Below are 2051 nucleotides of genomic sequence, written 5' to 3'. Positions count from 1 at the left end.
CTCCTACGACTGCTCCGGCCTCACCCAGGCCGCCTGGAAGGCCGCCGGCGTGGACATCCCGCGCGTCACCTACGACCAGGTCAACGCCGGCACCACGGTCTCCCTCTCCAACGCCCAGCCCGGCGACCTGGTCTTCTTCTACGACGACATCACCCACGTGGGCATCTACATAGGCAACGGCATGATGATCCACGCCCCGAAGCCCGGCGCGTACGTCCGCGAGGAGTCGATCTACTACGACGGAGAGTCGTCGATCCACAGCGTGGTCACCCCGATCCTGACCAGTGTCAGGCCGGGCGGACCACGCTGTGGATCGACGACTCTCCGTCGTAGTAGATCGACTCCTCGCGGACGTACGCGCCGGGCTTCGGGGCGTGGATCATCATGCCGTTGCCTATGTAGATGCCCACGTGGGTGATGTCGTCGTAGAAGAAGACCAGGTCGCCGGGCTGGGCGTTGGAGAGGGAGACCGTGGTGCCGGCGTTGACCTGGTCGTAGGTGACGCGCGGGATGTCCACGCCGGCGGCCTTCCAGGCGGCCTGGGTGAGGCCGGAGCAGTCGTAGGAGTCGGGGCCGGTGGCGCCCCACACGTACGGCTTGCCCACCTGGGAGCGGGCGAAGGCCAGGGCCTTCTCGGCCTTGGTGGCGTACGAGGAGTCCGAGGACGACGAGTCCGAGCTGCTGGAGTCCGAGCCGCTCGAGTCGGCAGGCGGCGCGGTGCTCTCCTGCTGCTGGGCGGCAGCCTCCTGCTCCTGGCGCTGGCGTTCGGCTTCCGCCTGCTGCCGGGCCAGTTCGGCGGCCTTGCGGGCGGCCTCTTCCTGCTTGGCCTTCTCGATCGCGGCGAGGCGGGCCTTCTCCTCCGCCGTCAGCTTCGAGAGAAGTTCGCGTGCGTCGGAGAGCTTCTGCTGGACGGTGGTCTTCGCGGACTGGAGGTCGCTCTGCGACTCGGTGAGCGTCTCGAGGCTCTGGGTGGCCTCCTGGCGCTTCTTCATCGTCGCGGACTGCTGGGTGAAGTAGTCGTCGACCGCTTCCTTCTGACGGCCCGTCATGCGGTCCATCAGCTGGTTCTGGTCGAAGTAGTCCTGCGGAGTGTCCGCCAGCAGGAAGGTCGCCGTGTCGGGCGCCGCGGCACCTGTGCGGTACTGCGCGGCGGCGTTGCGGCCCAGTTCCTCACGCGCTTCGTTGAGCTTCTGGGTGCGCTGGGCGACGTCGTCGAGGAGCGTGTCGACGCGCTTGCGCTGCTTCGTGGTCTGGTCCTTCGCCGCGTTGTACTTCTCGGTCGCCGACTCCGCCTGGCGGTAGAGGTCGTCGACCTTCTTCTCGACCTCTTCGAGGCTGGGCTTGTCGTCCGTCGAGGGGCTGGCGTTGGCCGTCTGGGACAACAGGGCCACGGACGTGAGGGCGGCCGTGGCGAGGGCAGGGGTGCGTATGCCTGCTACGCGCGTACCGGCGGGACGCGACTTGCGGTGCGACGCCAAGGGAGGCGACTCCTTCCATATTCCGCCTACCGAGTTAGCTGTCGGGTTCGGGCGGGTGGATCGGAAGGGTTGCCCTACGGCCTCTTCCCGGAGGGAAGTCGGGCCGATTCACCCCAAGTTCGGTGGGTCCCCGGCTCCGGCTTGCCGTGAGGCGTGCGGACTCGGCGGAGGCCGTGCGGCCCGGCGTCGTTCGCCGGAGGGGGTCGTACGGCCTGTCCGGCACGGTAGCCAACTCGTGTGGCCCCTGTGAAGGTTGATGTTCGATATGCCCGATACATTTTCGTGACCTTGAGGCGAAATCTTGTGGGCGGTGGTTGGTTCGGGGTGGTGTGCGCAGGTGTGAGGTGTCTTCTGCTTGATGTCTGGATTGGAGTGATGTGGGACTGGTGGCGGCGGCCTGGCCTGGTCGGTTGCCGGTCGTGGTGGAGCGGTCGCGGCGTCGATGGCGGGGCGCGGGGCGCCGTCGCGGTAGTAGCCGTCCCGGTCCGGTGGCACGTCGAACTTCCCACCGAACAGATCGTCCGGAACCGGCTCCGGAGTGTGATCGTCCTCGGGCGGCGGCGGGTGTTCTTC

At 67.7% G+C, this 2051-nt stretch carries 2 protein-coding genes, 1 pseudogene and 1 riboswitch; of the genes and pseudogenes, 2 read left to right on the top strand and 1 reads right to left on the bottom strand.

From position 1 onward, the window contains the following. A pseudogene (locus EAO75_RS43355) lies at positions 1–274 on the top strand (C40 family peptidase); the annotation flags it as partial. Between the two features lie 13 nt (positions 275–287). Here EAO75_RS43355 and EAO75_RS43350 read toward each other — a convergent pair. Further along, positions 288–1478, bottom strand: coding sequence for a C40 family peptidase (locus EAO75_RS43350; protein ID WP_148000653.1), 1191 nt, complete (start codon positions 1476–1478; stop codon positions 288–290). A 7-nt stretch (positions 1479–1485) separates the two neighbouring features. Then, positions 1486–1655, bottom strand: a riboswitch (cyclic di-AMP (ydaO/yuaA leader). Positions 1656–1715: 60 nt separating this feature from the next. Here EAO75_RS43350 and EAO75_RS46795 point away from each other — a divergent pair. Then, the coding region (locus tag EAO75_RS46795; protein ID WP_222724025.1) for a hypothetical protein at positions 1716–2051 on the top strand (336 nt) is incomplete at its 3' end.

Origin of the sequence: Streptomyces sp. UW30 (assembly GCF_008042075.1) — a bacterium.
Lineage (GTDB): Bacteria > Actinomycetota > Actinomycetes > Streptomycetales > Streptomycetaceae > Streptomyces.
This window is presented reverse-complemented; position numbering and strand designations above follow the sequence as displayed.